We start from the raw sequence: 23,201 nt of genomic DNA, 5'->3' as shown, positions 1-23,201 counted from the left end.
AGGGAGAAGTTATGCGTCACGCTACAGAAAAACATCAATGCCGACAACGACTTGCATGCCATCTTGGTGCCGAGTTAGACCTCAGCGGCCAAGTTAGACAGCAGAGCCGTGAGGTCTAAATTACGTTGGGCGTCTAGTGAGCAATGAGCGAAATATGCTGCGATCGATAAGTGACTTCCTTGGCACTCTAGACTTCTTGATGTGCTCCCTCAGCTTGGCACAAAAAGGTGATGAAGAAACCATTCGCGAATTTGGGGCGTCTCTTACTTATGTTCAGAGCCGTTTAGCCGCTGCAAAAAACGGATTGGAGAAACTACAGCAGTATCAACAAGCCTGCGACTTACTGGCAGATGTAGGGCTATTTATTAGCCAACGACAGTATGAACAAGCCGATGAGAAAGTTTTGGTTTTTGCACGTTATCTGAGCGAGGTCTCTGGCGAAAACGATCGTCTTCGTCGAATGTATGGCGGTCACAAAACAAATCCAAATGTTCATTAGCTCGCACACGCCCAACCCATCCATCGAGAGGGACCGCCTATCGGCGGCCCCTCATGTCCAACGTTAGGCAACGCACAAACCAAACCTCCTACTGCCTTCCGACCGGCATTCGATATGAGCAAATACAACGCCGACACAGTCTCCTACGTGATCGTGGTGAGTGGAATGCCAGAGGGCGCCCACGCGCTCTTTAGCGAACGATTCCCCAAACACCTGGGAGGCGTCAATCCGCGCATCAGAGAAACCTACCACTCTGTCGAATGCGACATCGCCGATGTCAGAGGGAACATTGAATGGGTCGTCAATACGCTCTCAGGACAATACACGAGCCTTCGCCTAGGAATCAACATCTACACGCCCCTCAACTGGGCAAACTACGAAATGCCAGCAGAGATCATTTGCGCAGTTCAAGAACACGCAGTCTCGCTAAAGGTCATGTTCTCGTCGCCCGTCAAGAGCTGAGCACAAGCGGCGCCCGCGATGCCTAACCCTTCGGTCGAGCGGACACGCAACGGCATGGCACGCGTGGCCTTCATTTCATTCTGGGCCACGCGTGCCATGCCGCTGCGTGCCGCTCACCTCAAACGTTAGCCCGCACAAAAGCCGCCCATGCCGACTTGGCTCACTCTTGCAATATCGTGCCTCGCGCTTGTCGTGTCTGGCGTCACCGCCTGGCTGACATTCTTTCGCAAGGGTCGCCTAGCCATGACACAGCCAACTACGGTGTTCTTCGGCCCGGATGGTCCAATGTTCGACCGTGGCAAGAATAAGGTGTACTTGCGCACCCTTCTCTACAGCACCGCCAAACGAGGACACGTGCTGGAAAGCCTCTACCTCTCATTGCATCGCAACGAGACTAAACAGAACTTCAATATCTGGGTCTACGGCGACAAAGGCAATCTCAAGCGAGGGAGCGGCCTATTCGTACCTCAAGAAGGAGTCACATTTGACCATCACTTCTTGCTGCCAGAAGACGGCGCGAACTTCTCGTTTCTTGAAGGACACTACTCGCTCTCTGTCTTTGCAAGGCAAGTTGGCCAGAGAGTCGCAACAGAGCTTTTGACCATTCGCCTTTCCATTGGCGAGTCTCAAGCCAAGGCGCTTAGCGAACCTCGAACGGGCATCTACTTCGACTATGGTCCCGATCATCAAAGCTACCATGCACATGTTCAGCATCGCCCGCGAGTCGACCCGGAACAAGAACGGCTCTTGCAACTGTTCCGCGACAAAGGTGCGGGCTAATCGGGTAGCCGGGAGTATCTAACTCCCAGCCCCCACACCACCCACCGTGCGGGTCCGCAGTGGGCGGAACAACCAAGTTGGCTCGCACGACGAAGTTTTCGATGTCAAGCCGAATATCCTTGCGCCTTGCACCACAGGTCTTGGCCCTTTCATTCGCTAGGACTCAGATGCACATCAATCTCGACGCACCAATTGAGGCTGGCAAAACCGCCGCAGGCTTCAAAATTGGCAGCCTCTTTCAAGAATACGCTGCTGACTTTGCCGAGGCAAAAGTCGTTCGCTACTACGCTGGATTCAATCTTGTGCGGGAGATCAAGCAGAACACCGGAGTTCTTCGCATCGATGGATTCCGAGAAGACGGTGGTTCAAGCATCTACTTTGGCCCAGATACTGTCCGGCTAGACTTCACAGGCACCGGCCTTCTGGCTTGCATTTATGTTTGGACCGGGTACACGGGAGCGTATGGCGAAGCGAAAATCGGCGCACCACTGGCAACAGTTTCTCGGATTGAACCGCTCGCATACGATAGCGGCGATGACATGTACTACCGCGTTGACGTGGCCGGTGACTATATTGCGGGTCTGGCGATCATTGCAATGGAAGTCGAGCCTGCAGAACATTCGATTACACCTATCCATGGATTCTGCGTGCATGATTGGTCTTTGTTTGCACGCGCGGCATGAGTCTTGGGTAATTGCCGCCAAGTAATTTACCAGAAATGCTCTTCGTGTAAGTCCTGTGTATGTGTATATTGATTAACCAAGCTGATTGAGGGTTGAATAGTGTCAGAAAGAAAGGGTTGGATAGATTGGGCGAGGGCAATAGGGATTTGGCTTGTGGTCTTTGGGCATCTGCCAGGCGGAAACGTGGCAGTCACGAATGTGATATATGCATTCCACATGCCTCTTTTCTTCTTCTTGTCCGGGTTCTTGCTGAAGCCGAAATCAGTCCTGGAAACTGCCAGGTTTGGTGTTTCGCGCTTGCTCATACCCTATGCAATCTTCTACCTGATCACTTGGGTATGGTGGTTCTTTGTGGGATTCATGCGGCACCCGGAGATATACGATCACAGTAATTTTTTCCAGGAAGCATTTGTCAGGCCATTTTTCGGAATGCTGCTCGGTGTGGGCTACCACACCGACCTTTCGACCATGATCAACATACCACTGTGGTTCTTGGTTGGAGTTTTTGAAACCAGCATCATATTTTCCATGCTGTGCAGCCTTAAGAGCGGCGCGCTTGTCGCTGCATCAGTGCTGTTCTTGGCGGTTGGGCAGTATTTCCAATCACGAACTGGAGCAGATCTGCTGTGGTCTGTTGACAGTTCCATCATGGCCTTGCCCTTCTATGCCATCGGATATTATTGTTCCCGCGCAAAGTCGTTGCATGGCGTTGCAAAGGTCTTCAACGCCCGAAGTGGACCACTTGCCTTCATGGCAATGCTTGGGTTTCTGTCGGTGACGGTGGCGGTTGCGATGACAAACGGAAGAGTGGACATCAATGGCATGGTCTACGGAAATTCGCCTATTCTTTTCTATGCGGGTGGCATTTCTGGGATTTTGGCAGTAATCTGCCTGGCGACAGTGCTGTCCAGAATTATGGAACCCGAGTCGATCATTCAAGTATCTCGTGGCACCATTGTCATTCTGGGATTGCACGCTGCAGTGACCGGGCTCTTTTTGTCAATCATGAATGCCTTCAGCCTGCACTACAACCTGGTGATTTCCGCGACTATCTCGTGTCTTGTACTGATGACTTGTTTGCCCCTGATACACTTTGTCGAGATGAAACTGCCGATTCTGAACGGCCGCCGAACATCCAGTTCAACCTGATCTTGTCGGCGCATCACGCCCAATTACCGGGCTACAAGGGCCGGCGCCGCAACACCCGCCCCACCAGTCCCATTCCGTCGTCCACATAGGTGAACACCACGGGAATCACCAGCAGGCTCAGGAACGTGGACGTGATCAGCCCCCCGATCACCACGATCGCCATCGGCGCCCGGAAACTCGGATCGACCCCCAGCCCCAGCGCGATCGGCATCATCCCCGCGCCCATCGCGATGGTCGTCATCACGATCGGCCGCGCCCGCTTGCGGCAGGCGTCGAGCACGGCGTCCCAGCGGTTCAGGCCGTGGTCGCGCCGCGCCAGCACGACGTAGTCCACCAGCAGGATCGAGTTCTTCGTCGCGATGCCCATCAGCATGATCAGCCCGATCATCGACGGCATCGACAGCGCCGTGTGCGTGGCGAACAGCGCCAGGAACGCGCCCGGAATCGACAGGACCAGCGCCGCCAGGATCGTCACCGGCTGGATGAAGTCCTTGAACAGCAGCACCAGCACGATGTAGATGCACAGCACGCCGGTCAGCATCGCCAGCGAGAAGCTCTGGAACAGCTCGCCCATCGCCTCGGCGTCGCCCACCGCGGTCTGCATCACGCCGGGCGGCAGGTGCTTCAGGCTCGGTAGCGCCTGCGCCAGCCGCTCGACCTCGCCCAGCGGCACGCCGTTCAGCTCGATTTCGAAGTTGATGTTGCGCTGGCGGTCGTAGCGGTCGATCTGCGCCGGGCCGCTCGCCATCTCCAGCGTCGCGACACTCGACAGCGGCACCGGCCCGCGCGCCCCCGGCACCGGCAGGCGGCTCAGCAGTTCCAGGTCCGCCCGTGCCTCGGCCGGCAAGCGCACGACGATCGGCACTTGCCGCTGTGACAGGTTCAGCTTGGCCAGCCCCTGGTCGTAGTCGCCCCGCGTCGCCACCCGCAGCGTGTCGGCGACGGCGGCGGTCGTCACGCCCAGATCGGCCGCCCGCGCTGCATCCGGCCGCACGATCAGCTCCGGCCGCACGAGGCTGGAGGTGGAGACGACGTTGCCGATGCCGGGGAGGCCGCGCAGCTCGCGCTCGACCACCTTGGCGTGTTCGGCCAGGACGGCGCCGTTTTCGCTGGCCAGCACGAGGATGTACTTCTCGGCCGAGCCGCCGAATCCGACCTTCACCCGCGCCCCGGGCAGCGCCTCGACCAGCTTGCGCAACTCGCCTTCGATGGCCTGCTTGCTGATGCCGGCGCGCTGCTTGCGGTGTGTCATGTTGATGGTCAGCACGGCCTTGCCGACGCTGGCCGCGCCCTGTGGCGCGAACGGATCGGAGCCGGCTGCGCCCCCACCGATGGCCGTGTAGACCAGCTTCACATGCGGGTTGCGCGTGACCAACTGGCGCGCCTGCTCGGCCAGCGCGGTGGTTTCCTTCAGCGTCGAGCCGGGCGGCAGCGTGATCGTCACCTGCGTCTGCGACAGGTCATCCGGCGGGATGAAGCCGGTCGGCAGGTAGGGCACCAGGGCGAACGAGCCGACAAAAAACGCCACCGTCGCCAGCGTCGTGACGATGCGGTGTCTCAAGCACCAGCCGGCCAACCGCAGGTACCACGCCATCCAGCCGGGCGGCTTCTCGGCGTGCTTCGGCGGGCGCAGCAGGTAGGCGGCCATCATCGGCGTCAGCATCCGCGCCACGACCAGCGAGAAGAACACCGCGATCGCCGCCGTCCAGCCAAACTGGACGAAGAATTTCCCCGGGATGCCGCTCATGAACGCGGTCGGCAGGAACACGGCGATCAGCGTGAAGGTCGTCGCGATCACCGCCATGCCGATCTCGTCGGCGGCTTCCATGGCGGCCTCGAACGGGGTCTTGCCCATCGCGAGGTGGCGCATGATGTTCTCGATCTCGACGATGGCGTCGTCCACCAGGATGCCCACCACCAGCGACAGGCTCAGCAGCGTCACCACGTTGACCGTGAAGCCCAGCAGGTGCATCACCGCGAACGTCGGGATCACCGACAGCGGCAGCGCGATCGCCGACACCAGCGTCGCCCGCCAGTCGCGCAGGAACAGCCACACCACGATCACCGCCAGGACCGCGCCCTCGTAGAGCAGCAGCATCGAGCCGTCGTAGCCCTCCTGCACCGGATCGACGAAGTTGAACGCCTCGGTGAAGGTGATGTCGGGGTGGGTCTTGCGCAGCGCCGCGACCCGCGCCCGCACGTCCGCCGCGATGGCCACCTCGCCCGCGCCCTTGGAGCGCGTGATCTCGAAACCGACCACCGGCTTGCCGTCCAGCAGCGCCACCGCCCGCGGCTCGGCCACCGTGTCCAGGACGCGGGCGATCTGGTCGAGCCGGACATGGCGGCCATCCGACAGCGCGATCTCCAGCCGCCCCAGCTCTTCGGCGCTCTGCACGGTGGCGAGCGTGCGGACGGCCTGCTCGGCGCCGCCCACGTCGCTGCGTCCGCCGGGGGCGTCCTGCTGGATCTGGCGCAACTGGCGCGACACGTCCGAGGCCGTGGCGTTGAGCGCGAGCAACTGCGCCGGGTCGAGTTCCACCCGCACTTCGCGGCTCACCCCGCCCACCCGCGACACGGCGCCGACGCCGCGCACCGACAGCATCTGCTTGGTGATCGTGTTGTCCACGAACCAGCTCAGCGCCTCGTCGTCCATCCGGCTGGAGGCGACGGTGTAGGTCAGGATGGGTGCGCCGGCCAGGTCCATCTTCTGGATCACCGGGTCGCGCACGTCGCCGGGCAGGTCCGAGCGCACCCGCGCCACCGCGTCGCGCACGTCGTCCACCGCTTCCTGCGTGGGCTTCTCCAGCCTGAACTCGACCGTGACGGTGACGGCGCCGTCGCTCACCAGCGTGTAGATGTGCTTGACGCTCTTCAGCGTGGCCAAGGCGTTTTCGAGCTTGCGGGCGACCTCGGTTTCGAGCTGCGCGGGCGCGGCGCCGGGCAGGGTGGCCGTGACCATCACCGTCGGCAGGTCGATGTCGGGGAAGTTCTGGATCGTCATCGCCCGGAAGCCCATCAGGCCGGCGAGCGTGAGCAGGATGAACAGCAGGATCGCGGGAATCGGGTTGCGGATCGACCAGGAGGAGACGTTCATGGCTTCACCACCTTGACGAGATCCCCGTCGGCCAGGAAGCCAGCGCCCTGCGCGACCACCTGCGCATGGGCGTCCAGCCCGCCCGTCACCTCGACCCGCTCGCCCAGGCGCCGGCCAGTCTGCACCTTGGTCTGCTGCACGCGGCTGTCCTTGCCGAGCTGGAAGACGACGCTGTAGCCGTCGCGCAGCAGCACGGCGGTCTGCGGCAGCGTCAGCGCGCTGGACTGGCCGATCACGAACTCGCCGCGCGCGAACATGCCCGGCCGCGCCGCATTGCCGGCGGGCAGATCGACGTAGACGAGGCCGTTGCGCGTGGCCGGATCGACGGTCGGCGCGAGCATCCGCACCTTGGCGTCGATCGCGCTGCCCCCGGCGGGCACGACCTTGACCGCCATCCCCGGCTGCATGCGGTGCATGTCGGCGGCGGGCACTTCGGCGCGCCACTCCAGCCGCCCTTGCCGGATCAGCCGGAACAGCTCCTGTCCCGGTTGCGCGATGGCGCCCATGGTGGCCAGCCTGACGCTGATGATGCCGTCATCGGGCGCCTTGATGTGGGTCTGGTTCAGGCGCAGGGTGTCGGCGGCGAGGCGGGCCTTGGCGGACTGGAGCCGGGCGCGGGCGGTGGCTTCGCCGGTGGTGTACTGCTGGATCTGCTGCGTGCTCAGAGCGCCGCTGGGTTGCAGGGCGCGGGCACGGTCGGCATTGGCCTGCGCTTCGGCGAGCGTCGCTTCCGCTTCGGCGAGGCTGGCCTTGGTGGCGGCAAGTTCTGCGGCCAGGGTTTCGCTCTGCAAGCGTGCCAGGATCTGGCCTTTCTTCACCCGGTCGCCCATCTGGACGTTGACCTCGACCAGCCGCAGCCCCTGGGTTTCCGCGCCGATGACGATGTCCTGCCAGGCGCTGATGCTGCCGTTGGCCGTGAGCGACTGGGGCAGCGTGCCGGACTGGGGCGTGGTGACGGCAACGGTCAGCGCCGCTTTCGGCGCAGCGGAGGCGGGTGCGTCGGCGGCCTGCGCCGGCAGGGCGAAGAGGGATGCGACGAGGACAAGCGCGAGCGTCAGCGTGACGTGGGAAGGGAAGCGTTGGGTCATGGCGGGTGTCACGAAGGGGTGTGGTGGTCGCGGGTCCAGCCGCCGCCAATGGCGCGGTACAGGCTGATCCAAGCGCTGACTTGCTCGCGCTGCAGGGCCAGCAGTGCCGATTCGGCGGAGAGCGTCAGGCGGCGGGCGTCTTCGGTGTCGAGGACGCTGGCGGCGCCGAGGCGGGCGCGTTCTTCGGTGCTGACGAGGAAGCTGCGCAAGCCTTCGGCGGCGGTGCGGGCGTCGGCCTCGCGGCGGTGGCTGGCGTCCAGGCGCAGCAAGGCTTCCTCGACTTCGCGCACCGCCTGCCGCAGCTTCAGCGCGTAGCCGGCACGGGCCTCGTCGTAGCGGGCGCGGGCGGCGTCGGCCTGCGCCTGCAAGCGGCCGCGGTTGAAGATCGGCAGCGACAGGTTCGGCCCGAAGCCCCAGGTCACGGCGTCCGAGGTGCCACCGCCGCTGCGCACCAGGCCGATGCCCAGGTTGCCGCCGACCGTCAACTGGGGCCAGCGTGCCGCCTCGGCCACGCCCACGTCGGCGGCGCTGGCCTGCAGCTCGCGTTCGGCCGCGGCGAGGTCCGGCCGCTGCGCCAGCACCGCGGCGGGCAGCGTGGTCAGCGCGAACGCAGCGGGTTGCGGCAGCCGGGCGGTGCGCGTGGCGAGCCGTTCGCGCAAGGCGGGTTCCTCGGCGCCGGTCAGCACCACCAGCGCCTGCACCAGTAGCGCGCATTCGGTCTGCTGCACGGTGACGCGGTCGCGGGCCTGTGCAGCGGAGGCGAGCGCGAGCCGGGCGTTGGCCGGTGCCTCGAAGCCGACGTCGGCCTTTTTCTGCACCAGCGCGCTGCTGCGGCCGAGCGAGTCGGCTTCGCGGGTGAACAGCGCCACGGCAGCCTCGCAGGCCCGCAAGCCGGTGTAGGTCTGCGCCACCTCGGCCGCCAGCGACACCCGCGCCGCGTGCCAGCCGAGTTCGGCCTGTTCGGCCCGCGAGCGGGCGGCCTCGACGCTGTGGCGCACACCGCCGAAGAGATCGATCTCCCAGCCTGCATCGACGACCGCGCTGGTCTGGCTGGCGGGGCTGAAACCGGTGGCGACGCCGGAGCTGCGCTGGGCTTGCACGTTGGCGCCGATGGTGGGCCAGCCGGCAGAGGCCGCGACCCGCAGGCCGGACCGTGCCTGCTGGATGCGGGCCAGCGCCTGCACGAGCACGGGGTGGGCGGTCTGCGCCTCGTCGATCAGCACGGGCAGCAGCGGGTCATCGAACTGCGCCCACCAGGACACGAGCTGGCCGGGATCACCGGCGTGCGGCAGCGGGGCGTGCCAGACCGGGGCGGTGGCTGCAGCCGATGCCGGGGGCGGCAGTGGCGGGGGTGTCGTGCTGCAACCGGTCAGCAGGCCGAGGCTGGCGACCGTGACGGCCAGCATGGCGGGTGGTCGCAAGCGGAAAGAAACAGAGGCGCGCATTCCGTGAGCTTATCAACGAATGCGCGCCCCTGCAGCAGGGCCAGGACGGGGGCGCTGCTGGCGGCTATTTCTTGTCGCCCTTGCTGGACTCCTGCATGGCCTTGATCGCGTCGTCGTTGTTGTCCGCCTTGGTACCGCGGTCCACGTCCTGCAGCAGCTCGGTGGCCTTGCTCTCGTCCACCACGACCGGCTTGTCGAGGAAGGAGGTCACTGTCGCCGGGAAGAAGATCACGACGACCACCAGCACGAGCTGCATGATCACCCAGGGGATCGAGCCCATGTAGATGTCGCGGGATTCGACCTTGCGCGGGATGGCACCGTTCTTGAACAGCGTGTCCGAGATGCCGCGCAGGTAGAACAGCGCGAAACCGAAGGGCGGGTGCATGAACGAGGTCTGCATGTTCACGCACAGCAGCACGCCGAACCAGACCATGTCGATCCCCAGCTTGTCGGCCACCGGCCCCAGCATCGGCAGGATGATGAAGGCGATCTCGAAGAAGTCGAGGAAGAAGGCCAGGAAGAAGATGAACACGTTGACCACGAGCAGGAAGCCGACCTGGCCACCCGGCAAGCCTGTCAGCAGGTGCTCGATCCACACGCCGCCGTCCACGCCCAGGAAGACCAGCGAGAACATCCGCGAGCCGATGAGGATGAACACGACCATGGCGGTCAGGCGCATGGTGCCCAGCACGGCCTCTCCCAGCAGCGACCAGCTCAGGCGGCGGTGCATGGCGGCCAGGATCAACCCCCCGACCGCACCCATCGCGCCAGCCTCGGTCGGCGTGCAGATGGCGGTGTCCAGCCCCGGCAGACCGCCCATGCTGCCCAGCACGGCAAAGATCAGGACGGCCGAAGGAATGATGCCGCGCAGGCACTTGGCCCACAGCGCCCAGCCCTGGAGGGTGCGGGCCTCCTTGGGCACGCCGGGCACCCATTCCGGCTTGAACTTCGCTACCAGGAAGGTGTAGGCGATGAAGATGAGGATCTGCAGGATCGACGGACCCCAGGCGCCCTTGTACATGTCACCCACCGGCTTGCCGAGCTGGTCGGCCATCACCACCAGCACCAGCGAGGGTGGCACCAACTGGGTGATGGTGCCAGACGCCGCCAGCACGCCGGTCGCGTAGCGCATGTTGTAGCCGTAGCGCATCATCACGGGCAGCGAGATCATCGCCATGGCGATCACCTGACCGGCCACGGTGCCGGTGATGGCGCCCAGGATGAAGCCGACGATGATGACCGAGTAGCCCAGTCCGCCCTTGACCGGGCCGAAGAGCTGCCCCATCGAGTCGAGCATGTCCTCGGCCAGGCCGCATTTCTCCAGCAGCGCGCCCATCAGCGTGAAGAAGGGGATCGCCAGCAGCAGGTCGTTCGAGAGGATGCCGAAGATGTTCAACGGCACGTTCGACAGGAAGGCCTGGGGGAACCAGCCCATGTGGATCGCGTACAGGCCGCAGCCCAGACCCAGCGTGGCGAGCGAGAAGGCGACCGGAAACCCGATCAGCATGATGAGGATCAGCCCCAGGAACATCAGGGGCGGGAAGTGCTCCATGCTCATTGCAGGGGTCTTTCGTAGTGGGTGTCCATCTCGAATTCGCCGCGCAGCCAGGCCACGCGCTTGACGATTTCGGCCAGCGCCTGCAGCCAGACCAGCGCGAAGCCGACCGGCAGCATCAGCACCGCCGGCCAGCGCACCAGGCCGCCGGCGTTGTTGGACATCTCGCCCGAAACGAACTTGCCGAGGAACAGATCCCAGGTCATCCAGGCCAGCACCCCGATCACGGGCAGCAGGAAACACACCAGCCCGCACAGATCCACCCAGACCTGACCACGGCTGGTCAGGCGGCCGTAGAGCAGGTCCACGCGGACGTGCTCGTTGACCCGCAGCACCTGCGCCGCGCCCAGCATCACGCAGGCGGCGAACAGGTACCACTGGATTTCGAGCCAGCCGTTGGAGCTGATGTTGAAGAAATAGCGGATCACGGCGTTGCCGGCGCTGATCAGGCAGGAGGCGAGGACGGCCCATTTCGCGACGACGCCGAAGCGGTCGCTGATCCAGTCCATGCCGCGGGCAAGGGCGAGCAGGTTGTTCATCATGCGCTGGGCGACTCCGGGGTGTCGCCCTGTCGAGGGGTGCGGGAAGGCATCACGGTCAAAGGTCTCCGTTGGGATGCCCGTATCACACTCGACAACCCGGATCTGCCGCATCGGGTATTACGACTAGAACCGGACCATGCGGCCCGGCCACCGCCGCGCCCCCGTCTCAACCGGCCTGGGTGGCGGCCACGTACAGCTTGGTCGAGCGGGCACCGCTGCGGCAGAAGCACAGCAGCGGGCGCGGCATCGCGGCGATCAGCTCGGCAAAGCGGGCGATCTCTTCGGGGCTCTGGTAGCCGCCGGCGACGGGCAGGTGGGCGTATTGCAGCCCGGCGGCCCGTGCAGCGGCTTCGATGGCGGCGCTGGTCGGCTGGTCCGGGCCGTGCTCGAAGTCGGGGCGGTTGTTGATCACGCTGCGAAAGCCCGCCGCGGCCACGTCGGCCATCGCGTTGGGCGTGAGTTGCGGGGTGACGCAGACATCGGTGGCAATGCGCTGGATCGGCAGGGAAGTGCTCATGGCGGAGGCTCCAGAAGTCCAGAAGTTCAAAAGTTCAAAGGGGGTAGGGATCAGGGATTCAATGCGCGCTTCACGGCGACCGAGACCAGCCCCATGTCGGCGTTGCCGGCCAGGCGCTGCTTGACCACGCCCATGACCTTGCCCATGGCGCCCGGCCCGCTCGCGCCCAGCTCGGCGACGATGGCCTGCACCGCGGCGTCGATCTCGGCCGCCCCCAGCCGTTGCGGCAGGTAGCCTTCCAGCACCACGACTTCGGCGCTTTCCTGCGCGACGAGGTCCATGCGGGCGGCGGCGGTGAACTGCGTGATCGAGTCCTTGCGCTGCTTGATCAGCTTGTCCACGAGCGCGACCACATCGGCATCGGTGAGGGTCACGCGCTCATCGACTTCCTTTTGCTTGCAGGCCGACAGCAGCAGGCGGATCGTGCCGAGGCGGGCCGTGTCCTTGGCGCGCATGGCGGTCTTCATGTCGTCGGTGATCTGGTCCTTGAGGTGCATGGGGGTTCCTGGCGTGGGGGGCATGGAAGCGTGGAAAAAGAAAAAACCCGCTACGGCGTCCCGTGCGGGTTTTGTGCAGGTCAGACCTGGCTCAGTACAGCCGCTTGGGGAGCTGCATCGAGCGCACGCGCTTGTAATGGCGCTTGACGGCGGCAGCCTTCTTGCGCTTGCGCTCGGCCGTGGGCTTTTCGTAGAACTCGCGAGCGCGCAGGTCAGGCAGCAAGCCCAACTTTTCGATGGTGCGCTTGAAGCGACGCAGTGCCACGTCGAACGGCTCGTTTTCCTTGACTCGGATGGTCGTCATGAACTGAAAGATCCTTCGGTTATGCCCTCGGTGGCCGACGCGGGGTTCCGGAAACCCTGATGCCGCCGACTCGAACAGGCTTCTTTGCCAGCAAAGCCTTGGATTATAGGTGAGTTTGCTGGCGTGCGGAATGTCTTGTGTTCATGCGGCAGCCAAAGCGTCCGCGCAGGCGGCGGCACTGGCCCAGGCCCACTGGAAGTTGTAGCCGCCCAGCCACCCGGTCACATCGACCACTTCGCCGATGAAGTGCAAGCCGGGCACGCGCTTGCTCTCCAGCGTCTGCGAGCTGAGTTCGCGGGTATCGACGCCGCCGGCCATGACTTCGGCCTTCTTCCAGCCTTCGTCCCCGGTGGGCGAGACCTCCCAGGCGCGGGCGCGCTGGGCGACGGTCTGCAGATCCTTGTCCTTGCAGTCGGGCATCGGGCGCTGGGCGTCGAGTCCCGCACCGTGCAGCCAGGCGTCGGCCAGCCGGGTTGGCAGCAGGGCGGCGAACTCGTTGCCGAGCTGCCGCCGTGACGACTGCTTGGCGGCCAGCAGCCGGGCGCCGAGGTCGATGCCCGGCGCCAGGTCGATCTGCAGCGGCTGGCCAAGACGCCAGAAGCTGGAGATCTGCAGCACCGCCGGCCCGCTCAGGCCACGGTGGGTGAACAGCAGGTCTTCGAGGAAGGTGGTGCGGGTCTTGCCGCTGCCGACCGAGATGCCGACCGGCAGCGCCACACCCGACAGTGCCGCAAACGGCGCCCATTGCACGGGGTCGAAGGTCAGCGGCACCAGCGCCGGGCGCGGCTCGATGATGGTGTGGCCGAACTGTCTGGCGATGCGCAGCCCGAAATCGGTCGCGCCGATCTTGGGCACGGGCAGTCCGCCGGTGGCGATCACCAGCCGGGGCGCCTGCACGGGTCCGGCATCGGTGTCGAGTTCGAATCCGCCGGCCTCGCCATCTCCGCCGCTGCGCTGCCGGATGGCCTGAACGCCGCACGGCTGGCGCCGCGTCACCCCACCGGCGTCGCACTCGCGCAGCAGCGCCGTGATCAGGTCTTCGGCACTGCGGTCGCAGAAGAGCTGGCCCTTGTGCTTCTCGTGGAAGGCGATGCCGTGGCGCTGCACGAGGGCCACGAAGTCGCCGGGGGTGTAGCGCGCCAGTGCCGAGCGGCTGAAGCGCGGGTTGTCGGAGAGGAAGTTCGCGGGCGTGGCCTCGCGGTTGGTGAAGTTGGCGCGCCCGCCGCCGGAGATGCGGATCTTCTCGGCGACCTTCGGGCTGTGGTCGAGCAGCAGCACGCGCTGGCCCCGCTGTCCGGCACGACCGGCGCAAAAAAGGCCGGCGGCGCCGGCCCCGACGATGACGACGTCAAAGGTTTCCATGGGGCGGGATTATCCAGCCCCGTCATTTGAAGGTGGTGGCGTTCTCGAAGGTGTACCAACTGGTGGGACAGAAGCGGTCCTGGGTCGCACAGGGCGGCGTGCCGGTGGCGGTTTCCTCTTCGGCGAGCAAGGCGATGCAGTAGGCGCCAGCTGGTGGGGAGGTGCCAGTGGTCGTGAGCTTCACGAAGGCCACCGAGGTGTGCCACAACTGGTCCGCTCCGGTGCCCTGGCCGCCGACCATGGCCGCTGGCGCACGTGCGATCAGGTGACCGACGACGCCGTTCTTGCTCACCTGTCCGTTGGGTGGAATGGCCCACAGGCTCAGGCGCAGGCGCCCGGTCATGTGGCGGCCGTCGAGGAAGTAGTAGCTGTTGTGTGCCTGGATCTGTGCCTGCATCTCGACATCGACCGCTGCATTGGCAGCGGTGTCCGACAGCCAGAAGCGCACCGGGGTGCGCAGGTCGGTGTCTAGGTTGGCATAGAACCAGCCGCTCATGCAGTTCAGTGCAGGTGCAGGTGCAGGTGCAGGTGCAGGTGCAGGTGTTGGTGCCGGTGCCGGTGCCGGTGCCGGTTCGGGAGACGGTGTGCCGCTCCCGCCACCACAGGCAGTGGTACCGAGCAGGCAGACAGCGACAGCGGCCATCAGGCGGCGCACACGGGCATGTTCAGAGGCGTTCATGGCAGCGGCGGGTCAGCGAAAGGTGTAGGCGGGCTTCATCGTGTAGATGATTTCCGGGCAGTAGCCGTCGGCCGAGCGGCATTCGCTGTTGGTGTTGTACATGTCCACCACGACCACCAGGCAATAGCGCCCCGCGGGCGGGTTGACCGTGGTGATGCGCTGCCGGAACGTGATCTCGGTGAGGTTGTACAGGTAGTCCTGCGCCTTGCCCTGACCGTCGATCAGCGAGGGAACGAAGCCGCCCATTCGGTGGCCGTTCATCTTCGGCCAGCCCGCGACATGGTTCTGTGGCACGGCCCAGAGCGACCAGCGCAGGCTGCCAGTGTGGCCTGAAGCCGACCCCACTGCATCGCTGTAGGTGAGGTAGGACTCGATGTCGGCATACGACACTGCACCTGCCGTGGCGCTGCCGGGGGCGGCGCTCTGGCTGCTGGTCGTGCCCAGCCGCAACAGGTTGAACGAGACCAGTCTGCCGGTTTTCATGTGAACGCTGTCACAGAAATCGGCGGGATTCTCGGGAGCAACAGCCTGTGCCTGCGCCATGGGCGGGCGGGGTTGCACCTTGTCGCTGCTGCCGCTGACCGGGGCGGCCAGAGCGCCGAGGGACGCCAGCAAGGCGAGCACTGCCCCGAACCCTGTGTACCCCCGCTTGTACCGCTTGCTTTGCATCGTTCCAGTCCCCACCGGTTGCCCGCACGTTGTGCGGCAAGTCTAATCGGTGGTACTGATTGGTTGCAATTTATTGCGTCAAAAGTCGCATTTTCATCGCCGTCTCGCCGTCTCGCCTGCTGGCGGTCAGACCCGCTGCCAGTCGAGATTGGCCCGCGCGAACATCGCCTTCAGTTCTCCCTTCTCGACCAGCCCGTTCAGGCCCGCCTGCAGCGCCTCGGCGAGGTCGGTGGCGTCCTTCTTCACGGCCATGCCGACGGCCCAGCCATCCTTGGGCGCCCGCGGCATCGGGATCGGCGCGATCGCGAAGCGCGGGTCGCCGCGCAGCACCGACTCGATCTCCGAGCGCATGCCGGCCGCCGCGGCCACTTCACCGCGCTGCAGCATCTGTGCGGCGGCGACACCATCGGGGATCTTGGTGATCAGCTTCTCGCTCAGCGCACCCGAATCCGCGCCGATCATCAGCCAGCCCGCCAGCGACAGCCCCGGCACCGCCGAGCGCACCGCACGCAGCGGCTCCAGCGAGTCGAGCGTCGGCAACTTCGACAGGTCGCGGGCGACCACGACCCGCTCGCGCCAGTAGGGACCGAAGATGCTGACGCGCGGGTTGTCCTGCATCAGCGGACGCTCGACCGGCACATGCAGCAGCACATCCGCCGGGCCGTAGCCAAGGTAGTGGCCCTTCCAGACCATGTTGCGCAGGTCGTCGTTCATGTTGTCGTCGGCCGGGAACGGCAGCAGCGTCACCTCGACGCCCAGCGCACCCGCCAGCGCCTTGGCCAGCTCGATCTCGATGCCCTGGCCCTTGACGTGGAAGGGCGGCAGGTCGTTGTAGAGACCGACGCTCAGCCGGCCGCGCTCGCGCACCTTGGTGAGCGCGGACTTGTCCTGCGCGCTGGCACTGCCGACACCCAGCAGGCTGCCGAGCGTGCCCAGCGTGCCGAGGGCCAGCGCCGAGGTCTTGCCGAGGAAGGCGCGGCGGTCGGCCGGGTGGTCGTGGGAAATGGGCATGGGGGTCGGTCTCCAGGTGCGTGGGCGTGGATCGGATGTGGATCAGGGCAGCGGCTTCTCGCGGCGCGTTTCCAGGTAGGCTTTCAGCGCCCACATGGCTTCCTGGCTGATCATGCCTTCGAAGGGGGGCATGTAGACCGCGCCGTTGCGGACCTTGCCGTGGCGGACGCTGTTGAGGTAGTACTCGTCCATTTCCTTGACGCAGGCGTTGCGCTTCTTGTCGTCCTTGACGCTGACGCAGTCATTGTCGAGCTTGCGCAGGTCCGGGGCGATGCCGCCGGAGATGGCTTCCAGACCGTGGCAGCGGGCGCAGTTCTGGTTGAAGGCCGACGAGCCGATGGCGACCGCCTTGTCGTTCTTGCGGTACGGGTTTTCAGCGCGCCAGTCGGCCCCCAGTTGCGGCAGGCTGGTCGTGTCCACGGCCTGCGGTGTCACATCGCCGTGGGCCATGGCCGAACTGCCAGCCACAGCACAGAACGCGGCCAGGATTGCTGCGCGGAAGAGGTTGCCTCGTGCCATTCATTGTCTCCAGAAGATGTCGAATCGGTCAGATTGAAAAGGGGCTGGCACCGTTTCTGCAATCACTGTGCCAAGCACGGCCAACGCGGCCGATGCCGCGCTGAAACAAGGGTCTGTCCGGAGGTGGTACGCCTTGGATGCTTCTAAATTGCGCGGCTGGACACGGATTTTTCGCGGACCGTGACAAGTCAACGAATCGGGTGTGCGAATAGAGGACAGTGGTGGGCGGGTCACAATGCGCCGTCCGCGCGCCGTCTGCGTGGATGGGCAGAAATGACAGGAGACAAGACCATGGCAGGATCCTATACACCGGCGTCGGCGGGGTTGCGTGTACGTGCTGCACAGGGCGATGTGCGCCGACCGATCGCCTCGGCGCTGCCGCTGGACCACAGCCATGTCTCGAAGATCGACAACTCGCACGAACGCTGCGCAGCCCTCGGCCTGTCGCGCATCGAGCGGCTGGACTTCTCGCCGCTGGGCCGCACGGATCTGGTCGTGGCGCGCGAGCGCAACCAGCGCCTGTACGCCCACGCCGCGCCCGTCATGGAGATGCTGCACGAGCAGATCGTCAACAGCGACTCGATGGTGGTGCTGTGCGACGCCACCGGCACGATCATCCACTCCATCGGCGACCACGACTTCCTGAACCGCGCCTCCAAGGTCGCGCTGCAGCCCGGCGTGAACTGGTCCGAGCAGGCCAAGGGCACCAACGCCGTCGGCACCGCGCTGATCGAGGAGTCGCCCACGCTCGTCCACGCCGACGAGCACTACATGCACGCCAACCACTTCCTGACGTGCTCGGCCGCCCCGATCCTCGACCCGCGCGGCAACATCCTCGGCGTGCTCGATGTCTCCGGCGACCAGCGCACCTACCACCAGCACACGATGGGCCTGGTGAAGATGTCGGCGCGGATGATCGAGAACCACTGGCTCACCGACGACTACCGCAACGTGATGCGGCTGCACTTCCACAGCCGCGTCGAGTTCATCGGCACGCTGATGGAGGGCATCCTCGCCGTGAGCCAGGACGGCAAGCTCGTCGGCGCCAACCGCGGCGCACTGGAGCAACTGGGCCTGAGCGGGGCGGCCCTGCGGATGCATTCGCTGCCCTCGCTGTTCGGCACCAGCGTGTCGGCGCTGGTGGACCGCTTCCGCTCGCCGCTGGCGCAGCCGCTGCCGGTCGAGCTGTCCAACGGGCGGCAGTTCCACGTCTATGCCCGCTTCAACTGGCCCGTGTGGCACGGCATGGAAGCCGGCATGGGTGCTGGTGCGGGCACCGGCGCTGCCCACATGGGCACACAGGTCAGCGACGCCACCCCGGTGGGCGAGATGCCGGGCGGGGTCGCGTCCGCCACGCCAGTCCGTGAAACCACCGCCCGCAGTGCTGCGGCGGCGCCCGCCGAGCGTGCCGGTCTGGCGAGCCTGACCACGGGCGATGCGCAGGTCGGCACCCTCGTGGACAAGATCCGCCGCGTCGTCAACCGCGACATCCCCATCCTCATCCTCGGCGAGACCGGCACCGGCAAGGAGCTGCTCGCCCGCGCCATCCACCAGGACTCCGAGCGCGCCCGCCAGCCCTTCGTGGCGGTGAACTGCGCGTCGATCCCCGAGACGCTGATCGAGGCCGAGCTGTTCGGCTACGAGGAAGGCGCCTTCACCGGGGCGCGGCGCAAGGGCGCGGTGGGCAAGATCGTGCAGGCCAATGGTGGCACGCTGTTCCTGGACGAGATCGGCGACATGCCGCTGACCCTGCAGGCGCACCTGCTGCGCGTGCTGCAGGAGCGCCAGGTCACGCCGCTGGGCAGCGCCAAGGCGGTGTCGGTGGACGTGATGCTGGTGTGCGCCACGCACCGCAACCTGCGCGAGATGATCGAGCAGAAGTCCTTCCGCGAGGATCTCTACTACCGGCTGAACGGTCTGGCCGTGCGCCTGCCGCCGCTGCGCGAGCGCAGCGACCTCATGGCGCTGGTCGATCGCATCCTGGAGCGCGAGAACCCGGCCCGCCGCCTGCGCCTCAGTCCGGATGTGCTGCGCCTGTTCCAGGGCTACCAGTGGCCGGGCAATGTGCGCCAGCTCTTCAACGTGCTGCGCACCGCCAGCGTGATGGCCGCAGGCGACGCCGCCATCACCCGCGACCACCTCTCGGACGACTTCATCGAGGACGCGCGCCATGCCGCCGTGCAGCGCCCCGCCGCGGTGGTGTTGGCGACGCCGGAACCTGAGCCGGTCGCTGCACGCGCTGCGCCGGCCGAGATGGCCACGCCGGCGGCGGTGTTCGCCGACCCGGTGCAGGCCGGGCGCTCGCTGGAAGACATTGAGCTGCAGTCCATCCAGCGGGCCGTGGACGCCGCGGGCGGCAACATCTCGGTGGCCGCCAAGCAGCTCGGCATCAGCCGCAACACGATCTACCGCAAGCTGCGCTGGAAAACCCCGCGCTGAGCCGCTCAGGGCGGGTTCGGTGCCATCCAGCGCGCTTCGGCTTCCCGCCACGCGTGCTGCCAGTTGAGCGGGTGGCGCGCACTCTGGTTGACCACGGCCGACACGCCGGGCAGGGCGGGCGCGGGGTCGGATTCCGGCGTGCCCTGGGACTGCGCAGCGTCGATCGCGGTCCGCAGCGCGTGCAGGTAGCGCAGGTGCTTGGTCGGCGCGTCGGCTGGCAGCAGACCGCCTTGCTCCGGCACCCAGCGTTCTCCCGTGCCGACCGACACCGCGAGCTGTTGCCACGCGCGCTCCAGATGCGCCGACTCCGCGTCCCGCAGGTCCGGCGCGCCCTCGGCCCACAGCAGGCCGTGGGCGGTATGCAGCCCCGCCCGTGGCAGCGACCAGCGCGTCACCGCCGTCTCGCCCGAGCGGGACAGGCGCTGCCAGCGCAGCGGACCCAATGTGCCGTGGTCACCGTGCAGGCGGTGGGTGGGCAGGGCGATCGGCGCGGCACCGAGGTCTGCGGCGGCCGTGTCCAGCCGCAGGCGCAGGCGGTCGGCGCAGCGCGGGCAGCGTGCCTGCATGGCGTCGGCCACCTCCTCGTGCGCCCAGCGCCGGGCGTGCGGCAGTCCGGCCTGTCCCAGCACCAGCTCCGGCCGCGGCCACGGCGCGACCACGTCGGTGACGCGCTGGCCAGTGGTGTGCCGCAGCCGGCAATCCAGCGACCGCGCATAGGCGACGGACGGCCCGCTCCCGACCAGCCACAGCCGCGGCCCGTCACGCACGGCCAGCAGGTTGGAGATGGCGCCCCGGTTGGCGGGCGAGGTGTCGCCCTGGGCGCCGGGCACCAGCCAGACGCCGGGCGCGAGTGGCACCACCTCCATGGCCGGACCTGGGCAGGCGGCCACCGCCGCCCCCGTCGCCAGCAGTGCCAGTCCGGACCACGCCGCGCACACCGCGCGCATGGTGTGTCGCGTTCTTGGCCAATCGCTTGTCCAGTTCCGAAGCATGCGGGTTGCCCCTGTGTCAGTTATGAAGCAATGTGGTGTCGCACTGTCTCCCGTTGGAGCAGTGCATCGCCGTGGTGGCCTTGCGGAGCCTTCGGCATGGCTCTTGCAAAAACCGGACAAAGCAAATGTATGCAGCCGTGTGTTCACAGAGGGGGGGCTTCATGAAATTGGTTGTACTCAAGGGCGGTGAAGAGTCCGTGCCGCTGACGCAGTGTGCCCGTGCCGGACCGCACTCGACCCGCGCGCCGGGGGCGGTGGCCCTGTCGGGCGATGGCCTGCGCTGGGTGCTGGTGAACGTGTCACCGTCGGTGGCCATGCAGTTGTCCACCGACGCCCGGTTGCTGCGGCATCCGGGACTGCCGGATGCGGCGGTGCGGACGGTCGTGCTGACGGACGCGCAGGTGGACCACGTCACCGGCCTGCTCAGCCTGCGCGACGGGGCGCCCATCCATCTGTATGCGACGCCGGCGGTCTTCGAGGAGCTGACGCACGCCTTGCCCGTGCTGCCGTTGCTGGAGCATTACTGCGGGGTGCAATGGCACGTGATCCCGGTGGCGGGCGAGTCGCGCGAGGCGGTGTTCCACATCGAGGGCCAGCCCACGCTGGAGTTCACCGCGGTGGCCACCGACGGCCCGCTGCCGCGCCACGCTGCGCAGCCCGCATCGGCCGAGGTGGGCGAGACCATCGCGCTGGCGGTGCGCGATCTGGTGACGGGGCAGCGGTTTTTCTGCGCCCGCAGTCTGGCGGCGGCCGGCTTCGAGGCGGTGGCGTGGATGCAGCAGGCCGACTGCCTGTTGCTGGGCGATGACCGCGTCGATGGCTGGCCTGCGGGGACCGATCCGGGCGCTGCGGCCATCGGCATGTTGGCGCAGCTCGACCGCGTGGGCGCGCGCCGCAAGGTGTTGATGGCCATGCCCGAGTGGGATGCTGGTGCGGGTCGGCCAGCGGGTGATCTGGCGCGGCACGGTGTCGAGCTGGCTGCCGATCGGATGGAAATCAACCTTTGAGCGGTCTCTGAACGGCCTCTGAACGGCCGTGGATCGACTCCTGAATGGAGCAGTCCGGCGGCGTGTCTTGGTGTAAGTCCGGGCGCGACGCCTGGACCTGGCCCCTGTACAACCGTGGTCGTGATGTTTTCCACTGCCTTTTTCACTGTGTTTCTCCCTCTGCCATGCTGCGCCTCCAAGGTCTGACCAAGCGTTACGGCGACCGCACGGCGCTGGCCGGCCTGACGCTGGCGCTGCCGGCGGGGCAGTTCGTTGCGCTGCTCGGCCCGAATGGCGCCGGCAAGTCCACGCTGTTCCAGGTGCTCACCGGCCTGTTCGTCGCCGACGAGGGCGAGGTGGTGGTCGCGGGCCAGTCGCTGCGGCATTCGGCGGTGCGGGCGCTGCGCGACATCGGCGTGGTGTTCCAGCAGATGTCGCTCGACCTCGACCTGTCGGTGGAGCGCAACCTGCGTTTCCACGCCGACCTGCACGGCCTGCCACGCGCCGTCGCCGCCGAGCGGCTGGTCGAAGGCTGCCGCGCACTCGGGCTGGCGGGGGATCTGGCCCGCCCGGTGCGCGAGCTGTCGGGCGGCAACCGGCGCAAGGTGGAGCTGGTGCGGGCGCTGCTGCACCGGCCGAAGGTGGTGCTGATGGACGAGCCGACCGTCGGGCTTGATCCGAAATCGCGCCACGACCTGCTCGCGGCGATCCGGGCTGACGTGGCCGCACGGGGGACGACGGTGCTGTGGGCGACGCACCTCGTCGAGGAAGCCGAAGCCGCTGACCGCGTGGTGGTCCTGCACCGCGGCAAGCTGCTGGCCGATGGCACGCCCGCCGACGTGACCGCCGCGCTCGGTGGCGACCGGCTCGAAGCGGCGTTCATCCGTGCCACCGACACACCGCCCCCTTCCACCGCTCCGAGGAAAACTGCATGAAGACCGTTCCCCGCCTGCTTCCCTGCCTGACCACGCTGGCCGTGGCCGCTGCGCTGTTGTCGCCGCTGGCGCAGGTGCAAGCCCAGACCGCCTACGTGTCCAGCGAAAAGGACCACACGCTGACCGTGATCGACCTGAAGACGCAGGCGGTGACAGGCACCGTGCCGACCTGCAAGCGCCCGCGCCACCTCCAGGTGACACCCGACGGCAAGAAGCTGATGGTCGCGTGTGGCGAATCGAACGCCGCTGACGTGATCGACCTGGCCACGCGCAAGTCGGTCGGCCGGCTGGCCATCGGCGAAGACCCCGAGGCGTTCGACCTGTCGCCGGACGGCAAGACGCTCTACATCTCGCAGGAGGACGACGCCGCGTTGGGCTTCTTCGACATCGCCAGCGGCAAGTTCACCCGCACCGTCGAGGTCGGCAAGGAACCCGAGGGCGTCAAGGTCTCGCCGGACGGCAAGCTGGTCTGGGTCACCTCCGAAGTGGCGAACATGGTCCACGTCATCGACACCGCCACCGGCAAGGTGCTCAAGAACGTCAAGGTCGGCAAGCGCCCGCGCCGCCTCGCCCTCACGCCGGACGGCAGCCAGCTCTGGGTGACGAACGAGATGTCGGCCAGTGTCAGCGTCATCTCGACCAAGGACTGGTCGGTGGTGGACACGGTGAAGTTCGAGGTCAAGGGCGCCCGTTCGACCGACATCACCCCCGTCGGCATCACCATGACCAAGGACGGCAAGCAGGCGTTCGTGGCGCTGGGCCGCGCCAACCACGTCGCGTTCGTCGATGTCGCCAGCCGCAAGACGACCGCGCTGGCGCTGGTCGGCAAGCGCGCCTGGAACGTGACGCTGAACAAGGCGGAAACGCAGTTGCTCGCGGTCAACGGGCTGTCGGACGACGTGACGCTGATCGACGTGGCGAGCGCCAAGCCGATCAAGAGCCTGCCGGTGGGCCGCGTGCCGTATGGCGCGGTGATCGTGGAATGAGGTCTGGC

The 23,201-nt window shown here is 66.3% G+C and carries 23 protein-coding genes; 9 read left to right on the top strand and 14 right to left on the bottom strand.

Going from position 1 to position 23,201, the window contains the following annotated elements:
* Positions 1–154: 154 nt before the first annotated feature.
* From QZW52_RS06450 to QZW52_RS06430, 5 genes are all read left to right on the top strand, one after another.
* The gene (locus QZW52_RS06450) at positions 155–499 is read left to right on the top strand and encodes a hypothetical protein (protein WP_293996492.1); all 345 of its coding nucleotides are present in this window, start codon (positions 155–157) and stop codon (positions 497–499) included.
* Between the two features lie 114 nt (positions 500–613).
* The gene (locus QZW52_RS06445; protein ID WP_293996490.1) at positions 614–961 is read left to right on the top strand and encodes a hypothetical protein; all 348 of its coding nucleotides are present in this window, start codon (positions 614–616) and stop codon (positions 959–961) included.
* 147 nt (positions 962–1,108) lie between these two features.
* Positions 1,109–1,741 carry a hypothetical protein gene (locus QZW52_RS06440; protein WP_293996488.1) on the top strand — a complete coding sequence of 211 codons (633 nt, stop codon included), beginning with the start codon at positions 1,109–1,111 and terminating at the stop codon, positions 1,739–1,741.
* A gap of 167 nt (positions 1,742–1,908) precedes the next feature.
* Entirely contained in the window at positions 1,909–2,424 is a 516-nt protein-coding gene (locus tag QZW52_RS06435) for a hypothetical protein (RefSeq protein WP_293996486.1), read from the top strand.
* A 99-nt stretch (positions 2,425–2,523) separates the two neighbouring features.
* Positions 2,524–3,573 carry an acyltransferase family protein gene (locus tag QZW52_RS06430; RefSeq protein ID WP_293996484.1) on the top strand — a complete coding sequence of 350 codons (1,050 nt, stop codon included), beginning with the start codon at positions 2,524–2,526 and terminating at the stop codon, positions 3,571–3,573.
* 31 nt (positions 3,574–3,604) lie between these two features.
* Here QZW52_RS06430 and QZW52_RS06425 read toward each other — a convergent pair whose 3' ends face one another.
* From QZW52_RS06425 to pedF, 13 genes are all read right to left on the bottom strand, one after another.
* Positions 3,605–6,667: an efflux RND transporter permease subunit gene (locus tag QZW52_RS06425; protein ID WP_293996482.1), complete on the bottom strand. Its 3,063-nt coding sequence runs from the start codon at positions 6,665–6,667 to the stop codon at positions 3,605–3,607.
* On the bottom strand, positions 6,664–7,755 hold the full coding sequence (locus QZW52_RS06420) for an efflux RND transporter periplasmic adaptor subunit (protein WP_293996480.1): 1,092 nt from the start codon (positions 7,753–7,755) through the stop codon (positions 6,664–6,666). The genes QZW52_RS06425 and QZW52_RS06420 overlap by 4 nt, the downstream gene beginning before the upstream one ends.
* A gap of 8 nt (positions 7,756–7,763) precedes the next feature.
* Entirely contained in the window at positions 7,764–9,161 is a 1,398-nt protein-coding gene (locus QZW52_RS06415; RefSeq protein ID WP_293996478.1) for an efflux transporter outer membrane subunit, read from the bottom strand.
* 103 nt (positions 9,162–9,264) lie between these two features.
* Complete coding sequence (locus QZW52_RS06410; RefSeq protein WP_293996476.1) at positions 9,265–10,758, bottom strand: TRAP transporter large permease; 1,494 nt, start codon at positions 10,756–10,758, stop codon at positions 9,265–9,267.
* Positions 10,755–11,294 (bottom strand): TRAP transporter small permease subunit, encoded by a 540-nt coding sequence (locus QZW52_RS06405; RefSeq protein ID WP_293996496.1) that lies wholly within the window; start codon positions 11,292–11,294, stop codon positions 10,755–10,757. Before QZW52_RS06405 ends, QZW52_RS06410 begins: the two co-directional genes overlap by 4 nt.
* A gap of 169 nt (positions 11,295–11,463) precedes the next feature.
* A complete protein-coding gene (locus tag QZW52_RS06400; protein ID WP_293996474.1) occupies positions 11,464–11,814 on the bottom strand; it encodes a protein tyrosine phosphatase family protein in 351 nt (116 codons plus the stop codon).
* Positions 11,815–11,864: 50 nt separating this feature from the next.
* The gene (locus tag QZW52_RS06395) at positions 11,865–12,311 is read right to left on the bottom strand and encodes a GatB/YqeY domain-containing protein (protein ID WP_293996472.1); all 447 of its coding nucleotides are present in this window, start codon (positions 12,309–12,311) and stop codon (positions 11,865–11,867) included.
* A 91-nt stretch (positions 12,312–12,402) separates the two neighbouring features.
* Positions 12,403–12,615, bottom strand: a complete 213-nt coding sequence (rpsU, locus tag QZW52_RS06390; RefSeq protein WP_179635735.1) for a 30S ribosomal protein S21 — start codon at positions 12,613–12,615, stop codon at positions 12,403–12,405.
* A gap of 141 nt (positions 12,616–12,756) precedes the next feature.
* Complete coding sequence (locus QZW52_RS06385) at positions 12,757–13,977, bottom strand: BaiN/RdsA family NAD(P)/FAD-dependent oxidoreductase (protein ID WP_293996469.1); 1,221 nt, start codon at positions 13,975–13,977, stop codon at positions 12,757–12,759.
* A 22-nt stretch (positions 13,978–13,999) separates the two neighbouring features.
* Positions 14,000–14,473 (bottom strand): hypothetical protein, encoded by a 474-nt coding sequence (locus QZW52_RS06380; RefSeq protein WP_293996467.1) that lies wholly within the window; start codon positions 14,471–14,473, stop codon positions 14,000–14,002.
* A gap of 195 nt (positions 14,474–14,668) precedes the next feature.
* Complete coding sequence (locus tag QZW52_RS06375; RefSeq protein WP_293996465.1) at positions 14,669–15,325, bottom strand: hypothetical protein; 657 nt, start codon at positions 15,323–15,325, stop codon at positions 14,669–14,671.
* A 126-nt stretch (positions 15,326–15,451) separates the two neighbouring features.
* Entirely contained in the window at positions 15,452–16,336 is an 885-nt protein-coding gene (locus tag QZW52_RS06370) for a transporter substrate-binding domain-containing protein (RefSeq protein WP_293996463.1), read from the bottom strand.
* Positions 16,337–16,378: 42 nt separating this feature from the next.
* Positions 16,379–16,855: a cytochrome c-550 PedF gene (gene pedF, locus QZW52_RS06365; protein ID WP_293996461.1), complete on the bottom strand. Its 477-nt coding sequence runs from the start codon at positions 16,853–16,855 to the stop codon at positions 16,379–16,381.
* Positions 16,856–17,146: 291 nt separating this feature from the next.
* Between pedF and QZW52_RS06360 the strand changes: the two genes are divergently transcribed.
* The gene (locus tag QZW52_RS06360; protein WP_293996459.1) at positions 17,147–19,294 is read left to right on the top strand and encodes a sigma-54-dependent Fis family transcriptional regulator; all 2,148 of its coding nucleotides are present in this window, start codon (positions 17,147–17,149) and stop codon (positions 19,292–19,294) included.
* Between the two features lie 5 nt (positions 19,295–19,299).
* Here the strand turns inward: QZW52_RS06360 and QZW52_RS06355 are convergent, their stop codons facing one another.
* On the bottom strand, positions 19,300–20,241 hold the full coding sequence (locus tag QZW52_RS06355; RefSeq protein WP_293996457.1) for a hypothetical protein: 942 nt from the start codon (positions 20,239–20,241) through the stop codon (positions 19,300–19,302).
* 206 nt (positions 20,242–20,447) lie between these two features.
* On the opposite strand from QZW52_RS06355, the gene QZW52_RS06350 reads away from it, so the two are divergent.
* The 3 genes from QZW52_RS06350 to QZW52_RS06340 all read left to right on the top strand — a co-directional run bounded on the left by QZW52_RS06350 (position 20,448) and on the right by QZW52_RS06340 (position 23,193).
* Entirely contained in the window at positions 20,448–21,293 is an 846-nt protein-coding gene (locus QZW52_RS06350) for an MBL fold metallo-hydrolase (protein WP_293996455.1), read from the top strand.
* A gap of 164 nt (positions 21,294–21,457) precedes the next feature.
* Complete coding sequence (locus QZW52_RS06345) at positions 21,458–22,207, top strand: ABC transporter ATP-binding protein (RefSeq protein WP_293996453.1); 750 nt, start codon at positions 21,458–21,460, stop codon at positions 22,205–22,207.
* Positions 22,204–23,193: a PQQ-dependent catabolism-associated beta-propeller protein gene (locus QZW52_RS06340; protein ID WP_293996451.1), complete on the top strand. Its 990-nt coding sequence runs from the start codon at positions 22,204–22,206 to the stop codon at positions 23,191–23,193. Before QZW52_RS06345 ends, QZW52_RS06340 begins: the two co-directional genes overlap by 4 nt.
* Positions 23,194–23,201: the final 8 nt, after the last annotated feature.

It is taken from the genome of Sphaerotilus sp. (assembly GCF_013299175.1).
Taxonomy (GTDB): Bacteria; Pseudomonadota; Gammaproteobacteria; order Burkholderiales; family Burkholderiaceae_C; genus Sphaerotilus.
This window is presented reverse-complemented; position numbering and strand designations above follow the sequence as displayed.

What these genes read in the sequence shown, in the direction of transcription:
- QZW52_RS06370 (WP_293996463.1), bottom strand. Translation starts at nt 16,336, where the DNA reads ATGCCCATTTCCCACGACCACCCGGCCGACCGCCGCGCCTTCCTCGGC.
- QZW52_RS06395 (WP_293996472.1), bottom strand. Translation starts at nt 12,311, where the DNA reads ATGCACCTCAAGGACCAGATCACCGACGACATGAAGACCGCCATGCGC.
- QZW52_RS06440 (WP_293996488.1), top strand. Translation starts at nt 1,109, where the DNA reads ATGCCGACTTGGCTCACTCTTGCAATATCGTGCCTCGCGCTTGTCGTG.
- QZW52_RS06450 (WP_293996492.1), top strand. Translation starts at nt 155, where the DNA reads ATGCTGCGATCGATAAGTGACTTCCTTGGCACTCTAGACTTCTTGATG.
- QZW52_RS06425 (WP_293996482.1), bottom strand. Translation starts at nt 6,667, where the DNA reads ATGAACGTCTCCTCCTGGTCGATCCGCAACCCGATTCCCGCGATCCTG.
- QZW52_RS06420 (WP_293996480.1), bottom strand. Translation starts at nt 7,755, where the DNA reads ATGACCCAACGCTTCCCTTCCCACGTCACGCTGACGCTCGCGCTTGTC.
- QZW52_RS06385 (WP_293996469.1), bottom strand. Translation starts at nt 13,977, where the DNA reads ATGGAAACCTTTGACGTCGTCATCGTCGGGGCCGGCGCCGCCGGCCTT.
- QZW52_RS06350 (WP_293996455.1), top strand. Translation starts at nt 20,448, where the DNA reads ATGAAATTGGTTGTACTCAAGGGCGGTGAAGAGTCCGTGCCGCTGACG.
- QZW52_RS06375 (WP_293996465.1), bottom strand. Translation starts at nt 15,325, where the DNA reads ATGCAAAGCAAGCGGTACAAGCGGGGGTACACAGGGTTCGGGGCAGTG.
- QZW52_RS06415 (WP_293996478.1), bottom strand. Translation starts at nt 9,161, where the DNA reads ATGCTGGCCGTCACGGTCGCCAGCCTCGGCCTGCTGACCGGTTGCAGC.
- QZW52_RS06410 (WP_293996476.1), bottom strand. Translation starts at nt 10,758, where the DNA reads ATGAGCATGGAGCACTTCCCGCCCCTGATGTTCCTGGGGCTGATCCTC.
- QZW52_RS06340 (WP_293996451.1), top strand. Translation starts at nt 22,204, where the DNA reads ATGAAGACCGTTCCCCGCCTGCTTCCCTGCCTGACCACGCTGGCCGTG.
- QZW52_RS06445 (WP_293996490.1), top strand. Translation starts at nt 614, where the DNA reads ATGAGCAAATACAACGCCGACACAGTCTCCTACGTGATCGTGGTGAGT.
- QZW52_RS06405 (WP_293996496.1), bottom strand. Translation starts at nt 11,294, where the DNA reads ATGAACAACCTGCTCGCCCTTGCCCGCGGCATGGACTGGATCAGCGAC.
- QZW52_RS06345 (WP_293996453.1), top strand. Translation starts at nt 21,458, where the DNA reads ATGCTGCGCCTCCAAGGTCTGACCAAGCGTTACGGCGACCGCACGGCG.
- rpsU (WP_179635735.1), bottom strand. Translation starts at nt 12,615, where the DNA reads ATGACGACCATCCGAGTCAAGGAAAACGAGCCGTTCGACGTGGCACTG.
- pedF (WP_293996461.1), bottom strand. Translation starts at nt 16,855, where the DNA reads ATGGCACGAGGCAACCTCTTCCGCGCAGCAATCCTGGCCGCGTTCTGT.
- QZW52_RS06435 (WP_293996486.1), top strand. Translation starts at nt 1,909, where the DNA reads ATGCACATCAATCTCGACGCACCAATTGAGGCTGGCAAAACCGCCGCA.
- QZW52_RS06400 (WP_293996474.1), bottom strand. Translation starts at nt 11,814, where the DNA reads ATGAGCACTTCCCTGCCGATCCAGCGCATTGCCACCGATGTCTGCGTC.
- QZW52_RS06360 (WP_293996459.1), top strand. Translation starts at nt 17,147, where the DNA reads ATGGCAGGATCCTATACACCGGCGTCGGCGGGGTTGCGTGTACGTGCT.
- QZW52_RS06380 (WP_293996467.1), bottom strand. Translation starts at nt 14,473, where the DNA reads ATGAGCGGCTGGTTCTATGCCAACCTAGACACCGACCTGCGCACCCCG.
- QZW52_RS06355 (WP_293996457.1), bottom strand. Translation starts at nt 20,241, where the DNA reads ATGCGCGCGGTGTGCGCGGCGTGGTCCGGACTGGCACTGCTGGCGACG.